The organism is Streptomyces sp. A01 (genome assembly GCF_059026195.1).
This window is the reverse complement of record NZ_JBWLKN010000032.1, coordinates 63,920-77,764: the sequence shown is the minus strand read 5'-3', so window position 1 is coordinate 77,764 and position 13,845 is coordinate 63,920. Positions and strand designations below refer to the sequence as shown.

The window sequence follows — 13,845 nt, the reverse complement described above, 5'->3', positions numbered from 1 at the left end:
GGTGGGGCACGAGGGCCTTTCGGTCGGTGTAGACGTCGCAATCCACACCGAACCCGGAAGGCCCTCACCTGTTCAAGATCCCTCAGCCGAGACCTGGCTCACCTGTCCACAACCTCCCCGGACAGAACAACTAGCCCATGGACGCGTGCCACTTCCCACGGGACAGGTGGCACACCCCGTCGGGTGTGACGCGAACGTGAGAGCCGTATACCGGCAGGTAGCCGTCTGCGTTAAGCCAGTCGCGGATGCGCTCTAGGGCTGTCCAGAGCCGTTGCGGTCCGCCCTGGTGAACTTCTGGCGAGTCGATGTGCTCGGCGGACGCTCGGGCCCACGAACCGTCCGGGTGGACCAGGTAGGCGGTCCGGGTCCGGTCGTGGGTCTCGTAGGCGAGTTCCACGCCAGGTGTGGTGACTTCGAGCATGGACGACAACTCCCACGAGCTGGCGACATCCACCACGGGATAGCGGCCCATGCCGGCCGTCTCTCCCTTGGCTTCGCGTGCCAGCGTAAACAGTCCGTTGGGCAGCGTAGGCGGGTAGTCGTCGCCCGAGCGGGTGCGCATGAACCCTGCCCAGTCCCGCGATACCCGCCCCACCACGTCCCCGGAACTGTCCTTCCAACCCGTGATGAGCAGGCAGGTCCGCGCGAGGGTGGTGACGAGCCGTCCGCCCGTGACCAGTGCGGAAACCACGTTTCGTAGTCCGGCGCCGGGAGCGAGCGCCACCGTGGCCACGATGCGGTCGTACGAGCCGGGCACGTGCTCGGTAGCGTCCGCGGTGACCATCTTCGGGTGGTAGCCCATGGACGCGAGCCGTTCCCCAGCCGTACTGACTAGGTAGGGGTCCATGTCCACACTCGTTACGGGCCCGTATCCGAGTCGGTGACAGGCGTACGCGGTAAGCCCACCTGCTCCCGTGCCCAGGTCCAGCAGTGACAGTCCGTCGCGGAGTCGCCCTTGTCGGAGCATCTGGATCACTAGGTTCGGCAGAGTGGCTGATGACGTGGGCACGCCTACGGCACGATCGCCGGGGCGCGCGTGGTCGGCGTGGGCAGGCCCTACGCGGGTCACCAACGACGCGTCAGAGTAAGCCGCTTCCATCCATCGCGGCCCGTCCGACTCGCCGTCCCGCATCACCCATCCGTCACCGTCGCGTTCCCACCAGCGCGGCACCAGCTCATGACGCGGGGTCTCCGCCACGGGCACGCGCCACCGGGAATCCGGCTCGGTCACTCCACGGGCGAGTCGTCCAGCGTGCTGCGTCCATGCGTTCACTGATGCGGCTCCTCTAGTGGGAGGGAGAACATGCGGGGGTCTCCGCCGGGGCGCAGTCGTTCCCATCCAGTTTGGGATTGCAGTCCGACATGCGGGGCGGGATTCGGGCGGTCAGGGCGGACCAGCCGGGCCCGGCCAGCAAGTCAGCCAAGCGGGTTTCTCGTACGTTGCCCGCCGGGAAGTTGCGGGAGAGCACACAACCGGCGAGGTCTCCGTTCGGCAGGATTGCCGCACGTCCTCGCGTGCACTGGCCGCACATCTCATCCAGCGTTGGGGCCGCTTCGGGCAGCGCAGCGCGGCCAACCGCCCGCGCCCGATCCGTGACGATGTGCTTCACCCCCATGGATTCCAGCTCGGCGCGGGCTTCGGCGACGCGCTGACCCGGCAGGATGTCCACGATTCCCGCACGGATGGTGATGCCCCGGTTGATGGCTGCCCGGATGTTGCACCGGGTACGGGCGTAGCTGCCCTTACGCCCGGTGATCTTGTCGTGTTCGGCGGGGTCGTCGCTGTAGTAGCTCGTCCCGAGGATGATCCCGTCCCGCATGAACAGGTCCCACCACTCGGGCTTGACCGTGAACAGATTGGAATACACCTCCACGCGCAGCCCGAGCGAGAGCCCGAGTTCGGTGAACTCCTGCCACTGCGGGTGGACGGTCGGTTCCCCGCCGATGAGCTGGACGGTACCGATACCGAGCGCGGCAGCGTCCACGATGACCGCCCGCCAGTCGGCGGGCGTCATGGTGCCGTGCGTCGCCTGCGGACTGGACTCCGACAGACAGTGTGTGCACTGGAGTTGGCACGCGCCGGTGATTTCCAGCTCAAGCATGTTGAGCAATGGCGTGGTGGGCCGGTCAATGAGCGTGGTCATGCCTGTACCTCCCGAATCAGGGTGTGTGACTGGTCTCTATGGAGACCGCCCCTTGCCAGGTGCTGCCCGGTGTGGGGACCGGAACAGGTCGTCCGGCAAGGGGCGGAGACTGTGCCTTACGCGGCGACCGCGCCCACGGTGGGCGGCACCGCACGGAGATGGCTCACGAGGTTTGCCGCGCTCTCGCGGCACGACGCATCGCTTGAGCCGCAGACATGCCACGGCGGGGCTCGCCCCAAGCGTCGAACTGATCGGCAAGCCAGGGAGGACTGACGTCGAACTCTGATGCCAAAGAGTTCATTGACGCGCCCTCGCGGTACTGCTTGATGATCTGGTCTTTGCTGTTGCGGACGTTCTCGCGTGCGGCCTGACGCTGCTTTGTCGTACGCCCCACTGATGCCATCCTTCGTTGTGCCGGTGATGGGTGAATGACGGTTACGCTCGCTCGCCATGGTCAACGGGTGACTCGCCGACGTACTTGCCTTGCACCAAAAGGGGCAGCTCATGAGCCCGGCCTTCGGCCGCGAGAGCCGAGCGAATGCGCCCCTCCCAGTACGGCTTGACGTGGGTAGCCAGCTCGTCCACGGCCACCCACTTGCACGCGGACAGTTCGTCTGCGGCGGTAACGGGGACGGCGACGGTCCGAGCCCGGCCCCTGTCCAGCGTTCCGCCCACTAACACGATGGCGATGCCCTCGGCCGCATCGTCGCGGGCGGTCATCTGGTCCAGCGCGACGACATGCGTGATGGAGGTGAGGACAAGCCCGGTTTCTTCCTTGAGTTCGCGCGCCGCTGCGTCCGAGATGGTTTCGCCTTCGCGCACTCCACCACCGGGCAGTTGCCAACCCTCTTTGTAGGTGGGCTTCACCAACAGGACGCGGCCCTCAATATCGAAAACGAGCACGTGAGCGCCTAGGCGCCGCCGGGGCGGACAGAGGGGGTCAGTGTCGGTGTGCATCGATTCCCTTTCTGTGGAGTGGGTGGTGCCCGCCCCGGTCGTGACAGCCGCATGCCACGACTGGGGCGGGGGTCTTCAGGTGGACCGGAGAGCGGTGGCCCAGAAAGCTGTGATGATGACGAACGCGAGCACAGCGACCTTCGCGTTGGGGCTCATGGCACATCGCGGACGTGCTTTGCCACGTACCGGCTGGCTTGCATTCGCCGACACTCGTCGGCAGTCGCCGGGCGTACGTCAGCCAGCAGTGCGGTCCAAGCGATGCGGGAGGGTCTTACGAGTTCAAGCGAGTCACCGTTAACGGCTTGCACTTCGGCCAGTTGATGACGAACGGTGTCGCGTACGACGTCGCCCGATCGGTACTCGCTCGTCTTGTCCATTCGCCCGCACCCTTTCGCTCACGTTCCGCGTTGGACTGCTCACAGATTTGCCCCTCGGGGCGTAGGGTCACAACCGGTACGCCGTGTCATCGACTAGCCGTCACGGACGTGACAGCGCCGAACTGACACAAGCAGGAGGAGAGTTGAAAAGAGTCAGTGATAACGGGGGCGCGACCACAGCGCGTACCCCCGCGCAGGTATTCGGTGAAGTGGTGCGACAGTGGCGAGTCGAAGTCGGACTTACGCAGTCCGCACTAGGGGAGCGCACGGCGTGCGACCGTTCGCATATCGCGCGAATCGAGGCGGGAGAGCGCTTCCCCGATCGGCGACTAGTCGGGCTGCTTGACGAGCACTTAGGCACCGGTGATCGGCTATGGGAGCTGTGGCGCAAGATCGATTGGTACCCCGCCGTCACTCACCCGGATTGGTTCCAGCGCCGCGCGGACATGGATGCGGAAGCGGTGGCTCTGCATGAGTTCCAAACGCAGGTAATGCCTGGCTTGTTGCAGACAGAGGACTACGCCCGGGCGCTGTTCGCGCAAGTCATCACGGACCCCGAATCGGTGAGCACCAAGGTACGCGCGCGACTAAGCCGACAGGAACGCTTCCTTGCGCCGGACGGGCCGGAACTGGTCGTCGTCATAGATGAGAGCGCGCTACGGTCCATGGTGGGCGGTCCACTCATCATGCGGGACCAGTGTGCCCACCTGCTGAGCGTGACCCAACGGCCGAACATCCGAGTCCAGATCGCCCCGTCGGACCGTTCACGCATCGTCCGTCCCAACACATCTATGTCGATCATCACCCTGCCCAAGGGTCGCGTCTGGGTGTACTCGGAGTCGCTGGATACCGGGCACTTCGTCAACGATCCGTCGGCCGTTCGGATGCACGCTCGGTCCTATGATGTGTTGCGGGCGGACGCGCTGTCCGCTGGCGAGTCTGCCGCTCTGATCAGAGACGCGATGGAAGGGTACGGCCAGCATGAACACCCCCGATCTCAGCGCGGCGACGTGGCGCAAGAGCAGCTACAGCGGAAACAACGGCGGCAACTGCGTAGAAGTGGCCCCCGGTTTCCCCGTCGTCCCCGTCCGTGACAGTAAGAACCCCGAAGGGCCCGCCCTGGTCTTCGACGCGTCGGCCTGGTCCTCGTTCGTCGCGGGCGTCAAGGCTGGCGACTTCCCGGCCTGACGGCCGTAACGACGAAGCCCCCGAGGGCTGTACGGGGGCTTGGACGAGGGGTCAGGCGCGGCGCGACGCGAGTGGTCCGGGCCGCTCGCCGGACAAGCCGAGCGGGGCATCGCCCCGCGCGATGCCCCGCTCGTGTTCCCAGCCTCTGCTTTTCCCAGCCTCTTCCCGGTGCTTCCGCTCGGCCTCTCGGTGCTTAGGAGAGGGCGTCCTCCATGGTGGCGTGCCACCAGCTGACCGAGGAGTCGGCGTCGAGGAGCAGGCCGGTGCTGGTGGGCGAGTTCACGGTCGCCTGGCCGTTCAGGGCGGAGCCGCCCGCGTCCTTGAAGGCGACCGTCAGCTTCTTGACCCGATGCGGGTGCGTGCCCTGCGGGCTGCCGAGAGCGATGCTGGCGTACGCGCTCGCGCCGGGCTTGAGCGTGACCACCGCCTGCGGCGCGCCCGCGTCGCCCACCGCGAGGGGGGACTGGGCGCCCGGGTAACCGACGACCGGCGCGCTGTACGCGTTGCACGGGGTGGTCCCGGTGTTGGTGGCCTTGAGCAGGACGACGGGCGCGGTACCACCCGTGGTGACCAGCCGCACCTTCGTGTTGGAGGCCGTGCACGCGGTGCGGACCGGGCCGTTGTCGCCGCCACCGGGCCGCTGCTTGGCGCCCTCGGTGCCCGGGCCCTTCGGGACTGTGGGAGTCGAGGGCCGGGTGGTCCCGGCCGGGGCCTTGGTGCCCGAGTCCGTTCCGCCCGCCTTCTGGCCACCGGTGGCGCCGCCGGACTCCTTGGCCGAGGCGTCCTTCGCCGCCGGCTCCATGGACGCCGCCGAGTCGGCCCTGCCCTCGGTCTTCGTGCCCGAGCTGTCGTCGGAGCCGCAGGCGGTCAGGGCGAGGGCGGCGGCCGCGGTCACGGTGGCGGCGGCGACGCGCAGGGCGTTGCCACGGAGGCGGGCGCGGCGTTCGGCGGCGGTGGTGGCGGTGTACGACATCTCTGGTCCCCCCAGGAGCGGTGGTCGTCTGCTTGGTACGGCTTCAGCCTGCCGGGAGCCGTTGCCGTACCGCTAACTCCTGCCTAACGATCCGCTGTTACTCGCCTGGCCTGGGGGAACGGGGGCGGTTGGGGTGGTCCGGGTGGTCGGGCGCAGCGGCGTCAGCCGCGGCCGGACCGCCGAGCGCAGCGGGACCGGGCGGTGCTCCCTCGGCGCCGGGGGCGAGCGGCGGTACGGGCTCGACGGGCCGCCCGCTGGGCTGCCCCTCGCGGGCGAACAGCTTCACCAGGCCGCTCATCGTGTAGCGGCCGGTGGCCTCCTCGTCGACCAGGTGCATCTCGGCGAGCCGGTCGAGGCCGTCCTGGGTGAGGCCCAGGTCCGCGCCGGCGAACGCGGCCACCGCCGTCGTCTCCACATGCCGGTCGAAGCCCTTGCCGAGCGCGGCGAGCAGCCGCGCGTCGTCCGCCGACAGCCTGGCCACCGACATCCGCAGCGCGGCGGCGATCCCGGTGTCCTCCGCCGAGAGCAGGGCCAGCCGCCGCTGCTCGTCGCGCAGGGCGGCCGTCAGCCGGGCGAGCCGCCACCGGGGCCGGGCCGTGAGCTGCGCCGACGCGGCGCGCAGCGCGAGCGGCAGCCCGTCGCACAGCTCGACCAGTTCCCGTGCGGCGTCCGGGTCGTCGGCCACCCGCTCCTGGCCGAGCATGGCCGACAGCAGCGCCACCCCGACGGAGGGCGCGAGGGCGTGCAGCGGGACAGGCCGCGCGGCGTCGGTGGCGACCAGGCCGTCGAGTCTGCTGCGGCTGGTCACCAGCGTCAGGCAGGCGGCGCCCGTGCCGTTCTCCGATTCCTGTCCCCGTCCTGGCGGGGCCGCCCCCAGCGAGGCGCCGCCGGGCAGCAACGGGCGGACCTGCGCGGAGCTGTGCGCGTTGTCCAGGACGACGAGCAGCCTGCGGCCGGCGACGAGCGAGCGGTACAGCGCGGCGGCACTCTCCGGCGACGTGGGAATCCGGTCGGCCGGGGTGCCGAGCGCGAGCAGGAAGTCCCGCAGCACCTCGATGGGCGGGGCCTCCTCCCGCTCCCCGAAGCCGCGCAGATCGGCGAAGAGCAGCCCGTCCGGGTAGGACCCGGCGTGCAGATGCGCCCAGTGCACCGCGTACGCCGTCTTGCCGACTCCGGCGGGCCCCGTCACCAGGGCGATCGGGCTCTCACCGGGCGCCGCCGACCGCACCAGCGCGCTCAGGGCGGCCAGTTCGGCGTCCCGCCCGAGGAACCGGGTGGGCGGCCGGGGCAGCAGCCACGGCGCGCCGGGTGCGGGCCCCTGCTGACCTGGGGCCGCGGCCCCGGGCCCCGCCTGCCGGCCGGGAGCGTGGCCACCGGTGGGCGCGCCCATGCCTCCGGTGTGACCACCGGCGTCACCACCGCGGCCGACGGGGGCGTGGCTCGCGTGGCCGACCGCCGTACCGTTTCCGTGGCCGACCGGGGCGCTGTCCCAGGGGCCGACCGGTGCGCTGTTCTCGTGGCCGACCGCGGCGCCGTCGCTGTGGGGGTATCCGGCGCCGGGACGGTCCCCGGCACCATGGCCGTACGGAGCCGGAGCCGGTGTCAACGCAGGTCCGGTCTGGCAGGCGGTCGGCGCTCCGGCCTCCGGCTCCCTCTCCGGTGGCGCCATGGGGTCCGGCCCGGCGCCTGGTGCCACGGGCCCGGGCCATGGGCTTGGTGTGAGCGCTCCCAGCCCCGTGGCCGCGGCGCCTGACCCTGGCCCGGCGTACGGCCCGGCGTACGGCCCGTCGTCGGCTGGTCCCGCTGGTGCCGTGGGTCCCGCTCCGGTCGGGCGGCCCCCCATGTCCCGCAGGTCCCGTACGGTCCGTGCTTCCCGTGCTTCCCGTGCGTCGCGCTCGCCGTGCGGGTCTCGGCGTACCCGCTGCACCGGCACGGACGCGGGCTCGGCGCGCAGGATCTCCTCGTACGCCCGGCGCAGGCCCTCTCCGGGGTCAACGCCCAGTTCGTCGCTGAGCAGTTGGCGGGTCCTGTGGTACCAGCGGATGGCGTCCGACTGGCGCCCGGCCCAGAACAGGGCGCGCATCAGCGTCGCGATCAGGCCCTCGCGCAGCGGGTGCGCGACGGCCTCGGCGTGGAGGACGGCGGCGGCCACGTCGTGCTCGCCCAGCGCCTCGTGCGCGTACGCGAGTGCCTCCACCGCCGACAGCCGCCGCTCCTCCAGCGCGTGCGCGGCCGCGGCGAACGGCGGGCTGGTCACGGTGCCGGTGAGGGCCGGGCCGCGCCACAGGCCCAGCGCCTCACGCAGCAGCGGCACGGCACCGGGCGTGCCGGGGTGCCGGGGAGCCGCCGCGCCCCGGGCCCCGGTCAGTTCGCGCGCGCCCGCGACCAGTTCCTCGAAGCGGTGGGCGTCCACCCGCTCCTCGGGCAGCCGCAGCAGGTAGGCGGAGCCCTGGGTGGTCAGCTCGATGCCGTACGCCGCCGCCCCGCCGTCGGCGAGCGTCGCGCGCAGCCGCGAGACATGCCCTTGCACGACGGTGCGGGCGTGCTCGGGTGGCGCGTCCTCCCACAGCGCCGTGATCAGCCGCTCCAGCGGGACGGTGGTGTTCGCCTGGAGCAGCAGCATCGCCAGGACGCTGCGCCGCTTGGCCGGGCCGAGTGGAAGCTCCCCGTGCGCGGTGCGCACGGCGACCGGGCCCAGCAGTGAGAATTCCAAGTCAGCCCTCCAGGAAGGCGGCCAGCACGTTCGCGAGCAGGAACGGGTCGTCGGCGCCGCACAGTTCGCGTGCCGAGTGCATGGAGAGGATGGCGACGCCGATGTCCACGGTGGCGATGCCGTGCCGGGCCGCGGTGATCGGGCCGATGGTGGTGCCGCACGGCATGGCGTTGTGCGACACGAAGTTCTGCCAGGGGGTCTCGGCGCGCTCGCACGCGGCGGCGAACACCGCGCGCCCGTTGCCGTTGGTGGCGTACCGCTGGTTGACGTTGACCTTGAGGATGGGGCCGCCGTTGGGCATCGGGTGGTGGCCGGGCTCGTGGCGCTCGGCGTAGTTGGGGTGCACGGCGTGCCCGGTGTCGGAGGAGAGGCAGACGGTCCCGGCGAAGGCGCGGGCCCGGTCCTCGTAGCCGCCGCCGCGCGCGTAGACGGATCTTTCCAGCACGGTGCCGAGCAGCGGTCCGTCAGCTCCGGTGTCGGACTGGCTGCCGTTCTCCTCGTGGTCGAAGGCGGCGAGCACCGGGATGTACGGCAGTTCGGCGCCCGTCCCTGTCCCCGCCCGCGCTCCCGTTCCGGTGGACACCGCGGCGAGTGCGGCGGTGCCCGCGTGCACGGAGATGAGGTTGTCCATGCGGGGCCCGGCGACCAGTTCGCGGTCCCGGCCGAGGTAGGCGGGCGGCTCCACGCTGTGCGCCATCAGGTCCCAGCCGGCGATGTCGCCGGCGGCGACGCCCGCCTCGCCCGCCACGAACTCGATCAGGTCGCCCTCGCGTACGCCGCCGATGCCCCAGACCGGCGTCATGTGGCGCTGCTTGTCCAGCTTGAGGCCGTCGGCGTTGACGCTGCGGTCGAGGTGCACGGCGAGCTGCGGCACACGCAGCAGCGGCCGGTCCACGTTCACCAGCCGCTGGTCGCCCCCACGCAGCGTCAGCCGCCCGCTGAGGCCCAGGTCGCGGTCGAGCCAGGTGTTGAGCAGGGTCCCCCCGTAGATCTCCACGGCGACCTGCTGCCAGCCGAACGACCCTGTGTCGGGTACGGGCTTGACGCGCAGGTTGGGGGAGTCGGTGTGGGCGCCGACGATCCGGAACGGCGTCGCCGCCGCCGCCCCCTCCGGCACGTACCAGGCGATGATCGCCCCGCCGCGCAGCACGTACTTCCCGCCGGTCTCCCCGTCCCAGGCGTCCGTCTCCTCGACGTGCCGGAAACCCGCCTTCTCCAACCGCGCCGCCGCGTTCGCCACCGCGTGGTACGGGGACGGACTGGCGGCGAGGAACGACATCAGGTCATCGGTGTGGCCGCGGTCGAAGCGGGCGGGGGTGCTCATGCCCCTCAGCATAAGGAGCGGTGACCGGTCGTCCGGGGTGAGACGGCGGCGCGTCGTCCGATGATCAGCTGATGTGCGCGCTTTCGTCCCGGTCCGGCCGCCGGACCCGCGCGTACGGGGCGTCGTTGACGGCCGGCGGTGGGAACACGGCGGACGGGGCCCGCTTCCCCGTGGGGGTGAGAAGCGGGCCCCGTCCTGTGGGGTGACGACCGTGGCTTGCCTGCCTGCCGGGAAACCGTGCCGGGAGGCCGCGCCGGGGAAGCGGTGCTAGAAGGCGTCCTCGTCCAGCTCCATCAGGGACAGGTCGACGGACTCGGCGAGCGCGCGCTGCGTGCTGACGTCCGGCAGGACGTTGTGCGCGAAGAACTTCGCGGCGGCGATCTTGCCCTCGTAGAACGGCTTGTCCTTCGCCGAGGCGTCGGCCAGCTTGTCGGCGGCGACGGCGGCACCCTTCAGGAGGAGGTAGCCGATGACGACGTCTCCGGAGGCCATCAGCAGGCGGGTGGTGTTGAGGCCGACCTTGTAGATGGACTTGACGTCCTTCTCGGTGGCGGCGAGGTCGGTCAGCATCGCGCCGACGATCGCCTCCAGGTCGACGGCCGCCTTGGCCAGCTCCTCGCGGGCACCGGCCAGGTTCTCGCCGCCGTGCGCCTCGGCGAGGAACTTCTTGATCTCCTCGGAGAGCGTGGTCAGGGCCTGGCCCTGGTCGCGGACGATCTTCCGGAAGAAGTAGTCCTGGCCCTGGATGGCGGTGGTGCCCTCGTAGAGGGTGTCGATCTTCGCGTCCCGGATGTACTGCTCGACCGGGTACTCCTGGAGGTAGCCGGAGCCGCCGAAGGTCTGGAGCGACTGGGCCAGCTGCTCGTAGGACTTCTCCGAGCCGTAGCCCTTCACGATCGGCAGCAGCAGGTCGTTGAGGCCGTTGAGGGCCTTGGTGTCCTCGCCCGCGGCCTCCTTGACCAGGATCTCGTCCTGTACGGAGGCGGTGTACAGCACGAGGGCGCGCATGCCCTCGGCGTACGCCTTCTGCGTCATCAGCGAGCGGCGCACGTCCGGGTGGTGCGTGATGGTCACGCGCGGCGCGGCCTTGTCGGTGAAGGCGGCCAGGTCCGGGCCCTGCACGCGCTCCTTGGCGTACTCAAGGGCGTTGAGGTAGCCGGTCGAGAGGGTGGCGATGGCCTTCGTGCCGACCATCATCCGCGCGAACTCGATGATGCGGAACATCTGGCGGATGCCGTCGTGCTTCTCGCCGACGAGCCAGCCCTTGGCCGGGTGGCGGTCGCCGAAGGTCAGCTCACAGGTGTTGGACGCCTTGAGGCCCATCTTGTGCTCGACGTTGGTCGCGTAGACGCCGTTGCGCTCGCCCAGCTCGCCGGTCTCGAAGTCGAACTCGTGCTTCGGGACCATGAAGAGGGACAGGCCCTTGGTGCCGGGGCCGTGGCCCTCGGGGCGGGCGAGGACGTAGTGGATGATGTTCTCGGACATGTCGTGCTCGCCCGAGGTGATGAAGCGCTTCACACCCTCGATGTGCCAGGAGCCGTCGTCCTGCTTGATCGCCTTCGTGCGGCCCGCGCCGACGTCGGAACCGGCGTCCGGCTCGGTGAGCACCATGGTGGAGCCCCACAGCTTGTCCACCGCGATCTTCGCGATCTTCTTCTGCTCGTCGGTGCCCTCTTCGTAGAGCACCCCGGCGAAGGCCGGGCCCGAGGCGTACATCCACACGGCCGGGTTCGAGCCGAGGATGGTCTCGGCGAAGCCCCACAGCAGCGAGCGCGGCGTGGTGGTGCCGCCCAGCTCCTCCGGGATGCCAAGACGCCACCAGTCGGCGTTCATGTACGCGTCGTAGCTCTTCTTGAAGGCGGCCGGGACGGGCGCCGTGTTGGTCTCAGGGTCGAAGACCGGGGGGTTGCGGTCAGCGTCCGCATACGAGGCGGCCAGCTCGTTCTCCGAGAGCCGGGCGATCTCGGACAGCACGCTCTTGGCGGTCTCGATGTCCATCTCCGCGAACGGGCCGGTGCCGTACAACGTGTCGCGTCCGAGTACCTCGAAGAGGTTGAACTCGATGTCGCGGAGATTCGACTTGTAGTGCCCCATGGCGACGGCTCCGTAAGGCTCGATCCAGCAGGGGGCGGTGGCGTCCCTGCCGAGGTGGTGGTCAGTCTCGTATGCGTTTCAAACGATGAACGCCATAATGCTACCCGTGGGTAATAAGAGGCAACCCTCAATCGGCCAACTGTGACTCAGTACGCTCTATGACATGTACGGCTACGACCAGAACGCGAGTGCGGGGCAGCAGTACGCCGCCCCGCCGCCACCGCCGCAGCAGCCGCCGCACCAGGGGCACCAGTCGCACCAGGCGCAGCCCGGCGGCGGGTACGGCGAGCAGCCGCTCTACCCCGAGCCGTCCCCACCGTCGCTCGCCGACGCGGTGCGCGCCTTCACCACGGGCTCCATGGCGCCGGAGGACTTCCAGCAGATCTTCTCGACCTCGAAGGTCTACTGCCCGCGCGGCGACAATCCGGGCTTCCTGGCGCTGCACAACACCCAGCAGCCGGTCATCCCGATGTTCACCTCCCTCAAGGAGCTGCGCAGCTACGCGGGAAAGGAGTCCAAGTACTTCGTGATCACCGGCGCCGAGGTGATCGACCTGCTGCCCACCGGCTACGGCTTCGTGCTCGACATGGAGGGCGACCACCGGATGGTCTTCGACGCGAAGGCGGTCGAACAGATGGTCGACTTCGCGATGCGCCGCATGTACGGCTGATCGCCTCTACGGCTGCTCGCGTGGGCGGCTGACCTGCCCGTAGGGCTGACCTGCCGGTACGGCCGGTCTGCCGGTGCGGGCGCGGTCAGCCTGTCGGTGCGGGCGCGGCTGTCCGGGCGGCTGGGGGCGTGCCTCCTCGTCGCCCCGGCGCCGCTGGGCGGCTTCCTTCATGGTCGGCAGGGTCTGACCGGGCCCTGTCGGCCTTTTTGTGGACGCGGTGGCTGAAACAGGCTCAACAGGTGACGCGTCGGGAATGGTCGTACCTTGCGGGTTGTTCAGCCTTCAACTAAGTTGAATGGTGAACGACCGAGGAGGCCGTCATGCCCGCAGTGACCGTTGACAACCCGCTGACCCTGCCCCGCGTGGTCCCCGCCGCGGGCGCCGAGGGGGCAGGGCAGGCCCGCCCCCGGCCGGTGCTCGCGGTCTCCACCGCTCCGAGCGGTCTGGAGGGTGAGGGCTTTCCGGTGCGCCGTGCCTTCGCGGGCATCGACTACAAGCACCTCGATCCGTTCATCATGATGGATCAGATGGGCGAGGTGGAGTATCAGGCCGGTGAGGCGAAGGGGACTCCCTGGCATCCGCACCGCGGCTTCGAGACCGTCACCTACCTGATCGACGGCACCTTCGTGCACCAGGACTCGCACGGCGGCGGCGGCGTCATCAACGACGGCGACACCCAGTGGATGACGGCGGGCTCAGGGCTGCTGCACATCGAGGCACCGCCGGAGTCGCTCGTGCTCAGCGGCGGTCTCTTCCACGGCTTCCAGCTGTGGGTGAACCTGCCGCGCAAGGACAAGATGATGGCGCCGAAGTACCAGGACATCGGCGGCGGCCAGGTCAAGCTGCTCACGTCCGGTGACGGCGGGGCGCTGCTGCGGCTGATCGCGGGCGACCTCGGCGGCCACCAGGGCCCCGGCGCCACGCACACCCCCATCACCATGATCCACGCGTCGGTCAGCCCGGGCGCCGAGCTGACCCTCCCCTGGCGGCCCGACTTCAACGGCCTCGCCTACGGGATGGCCGGGAGCGGCACGGCGGGCGCCGAGGGGCGGCCGTTCCGCATAGGGCAGACGGTCGTGTTCGGGGCCGGGGACACGCTGACCGTCCGCGCCGACGAGGCGCAGGACTCGCGCACCCCCAACTTCGAGGTCGTGCTGCTCGGCGGGCTGCCGATCAGGGAGCCGATGACGCACTACGGGCCGTTCGTGATGAACACCCACGCCGAACTGGCGCAGGCCGTGGACGACTTCAAGGCCGGGCGGCTCGGCACCATCCCGGCCGAAGCGCCGTAGGCGGCCCGGTTCCGCCTCGCCCGCGCCCGCCGCGGCTGCCCCGTGGGGCGGGCGCGGCGGGCACGGGACGTACGCGCCGGACACGAGCCAGACCTGAGCCGGTCCGCCGGGCG

12 protein-coding genes and 1 pseudogene are annotated in these 13,845 nt (G+C 70.3%); 4 read left to right on the top strand and 9 right to left on the bottom strand.

Annotated elements, in window-relative coordinates; genetic code table 11:
- Nucleotides 1-130 precede the first annotated feature (130 nt).
- The 4 genes from AC5P1B_RS30830 to AC5P1B_RS30815 form a co-directional block, all read right to left on the bottom strand.
- Entirely contained in the window at nt 131-1,099 is a 969-nt protein-coding gene (locus tag AC5P1B_RS30830; protein WP_493891281.1) for a methyltransferase domain-containing protein, read from the bottom strand.
- Between the two features lie 187 nt (nt 1,100-1,286).
- Nucleotides 1,287-2,144 (bottom strand): radical SAM/SPASM domain-containing protein, encoded by an 858-nt coding sequence (locus AC5P1B_RS30825; RefSeq protein WP_493891274.1) that lies wholly within the window; start codon nt 2,142-2,144, stop codon nt 1,287-1,289.
- A gap of 163 nt (nt 2,145-2,307) precedes the next feature.
- On the bottom strand, nt 2,308-2,538 hold the full coding sequence (locus AC5P1B_RS30820; RefSeq protein WP_493891273.1) for a hypothetical protein: 231 nt from the start codon (nt 2,536-2,538) through the stop codon (nt 2,308-2,310).
- Between the two features lie 41 nt (nt 2,539-2,579).
- Complete coding sequence (locus tag AC5P1B_RS30815) at nt 2,580-3,101, bottom strand: NUDIX domain-containing protein (protein ID WP_493891272.1); 522 nt, start codon at nt 3,099-3,101, stop codon at nt 2,580-2,582.
- A 460-nt stretch (nt 3,102-3,561) separates the two neighbouring features.
- Between AC5P1B_RS30815 and AC5P1B_RS30810 the strand changes: the two are divergent.
- Together AC5P1B_RS30810 and AC5P1B_RS30805 are read left to right on the top strand one after the other, a co-directional pair.
- Nucleotides 3,562-4,422 (top strand): annotated as a pseudogene (locus AC5P1B_RS30810) (helix-turn-helix domain-containing protein); the annotation flags it as partial.
- Between the two features lie 37 nt (nt 4,423-4,459).
- Complete coding sequence (locus tag AC5P1B_RS30805; protein ID WP_493891271.1) at nt 4,460-4,666, top strand: DUF397 domain-containing protein; 207 nt, start codon at nt 4,460-4,462, stop codon at nt 4,664-4,666.
- Between the two features lie 193 nt (nt 4,667-4,859).
- On the opposite strand, the gene AC5P1B_RS30800 is transcribed toward AC5P1B_RS30805, so the two are convergent.
- The 4 genes from AC5P1B_RS30800 to AC5P1B_RS30785 form a co-directional block, all read right to left on the bottom strand.
- On the bottom strand, nt 4,860-5,639 hold the full coding sequence (locus AC5P1B_RS30800; RefSeq protein WP_493891270.1) for a DUF4232 domain-containing protein: 780 nt from the start codon (nt 5,637-5,639) through the stop codon (nt 4,860-4,862).
- A gap of 97 nt (nt 5,640-5,736) precedes the next feature.
- On the bottom strand, nt 5,737-8,352 hold the full coding sequence (locus AC5P1B_RS30795; RefSeq protein WP_493891269.1) for an AfsR/SARP family transcriptional regulator: 2,616 nt from the start codon (nt 8,350-8,352) through the stop codon (nt 5,737-5,739).
- A 1-nt stretch (nt 8,353) separates the two neighbouring features.
- The gene (locus AC5P1B_RS30790; RefSeq protein WP_493891268.1) at nt 8,354-9,676 is read right to left on the bottom strand and encodes a M18 family aminopeptidase; all 1,323 of its coding nucleotides are present in this window, start codon (nt 9,674-9,676) and stop codon (nt 8,354-8,356) included.
- 267 nt (nt 9,677-9,943) lie between these two features.
- Nucleotides 9,944-11,770 carry an acyl-CoA dehydrogenase gene (locus AC5P1B_RS30785; protein ID WP_493891267.1) on the bottom strand — a complete coding sequence of 609 codons (1,827 nt, stop codon included), beginning with the start codon at nt 11,768-11,770 and terminating at the stop codon, nt 9,944-9,946.
- Between the two features lie 163 nt (nt 11,771-11,933).
- Between AC5P1B_RS30785 and AC5P1B_RS30780 the strand changes: the two genes are divergently transcribed.
- Nucleotides 11,934-12,440, top strand: coding sequence for an SseB family protein (locus AC5P1B_RS30780; RefSeq protein WP_493891266.1), 507 nt, complete (start codon nt 11,934-11,936; stop codon nt 12,438-12,440).
- A gap of 6 nt (nt 12,441-12,446) precedes the next feature.
- Here the strand turns inward: AC5P1B_RS30780 and AC5P1B_RS30775 are convergent, their stop codons facing one another.
- The gene (locus AC5P1B_RS30775) at nt 12,447-12,611 is read right to left on the bottom strand and encodes a hypothetical protein (protein ID WP_493891265.1); all 165 of its coding nucleotides are present in this window, start codon (nt 12,609-12,611) and stop codon (nt 12,447-12,449) included.
- A gap of 149 nt (nt 12,612-12,760) precedes the next feature.
- On the opposite strand from AC5P1B_RS30775, the gene AC5P1B_RS30770 reads away from it, so the two are divergent.
- Nucleotides 12,761-13,732: a pirin family protein gene (locus AC5P1B_RS30770; protein ID WP_493891264.1), complete on the top strand. Its 972-nt coding sequence runs from the start codon at nt 12,761-12,763 to the stop codon at nt 13,730-13,732.
- The last annotated feature ends 113 nt before the right edge of the window (nt 13,733-13,845 follow it).

Coding starts and splice junctions, on each gene's coding strand:
- AC5P1B_RS30825 (WP_493891274.1), bottom strand. CDS start 2,144: ATGACCACGCTCATTGACCGGCCCACCACGCCATTGCTCAACATGCTT.
- AC5P1B_RS30790 (WP_493891268.1), bottom strand. CDS start 9,676: ATGAGCACCCCCGCCCGCTTCGACCGCGGCCACACCGATGACCTGATG.
- AC5P1B_RS30770 (WP_493891264.1), top strand. CDS start 12,761: ATGCCCGCAGTGACCGTTGACAACCCGCTGACCCTGCCCCGCGTGGTC.
- AC5P1B_RS30775 (WP_493891265.1), bottom strand. CDS start 12,611: ATGAAGGAAGCCGCCCAGCGGCGCCGGGGCGACGAGGAGGCACGCCCC.
- AC5P1B_RS30785 (WP_493891267.1), bottom strand. CDS start 11,770: ATGGGGCACTACAAGTCGAATCTCCGCGACATCGAGTTCAACCTCTTC.
- AC5P1B_RS30780 (WP_493891266.1), top strand. CDS start 11,934: ATGTACGGCTACGACCAGAACGCGAGTGCGGGGCAGCAGTACGCCGCC.
- AC5P1B_RS30805 (WP_493891271.1), top strand. CDS start 4,460: ATGAACACCCCCGATCTCAGCGCGGCGACGTGGCGCAAGAGCAGCTAC.
- AC5P1B_RS30800 (WP_493891270.1), bottom strand. CDS start 5,639: ATGTCGTACACCGCCACCACCGCCGCCGAACGCCGCGCCCGCCTCCGT.
- AC5P1B_RS30815 (WP_493891272.1), bottom strand. CDS start 3,101: ATGCACACCGACACTGACCCCCTCTGTCCGCCCCGGCGGCGCCTAGGC.
- AC5P1B_RS30830 (WP_493891281.1), bottom strand. CDS start 1,099: ATGGAAGCGGCTTACTCTGACGCGTCGTTGGTGACCCGCGTAGGGCCT.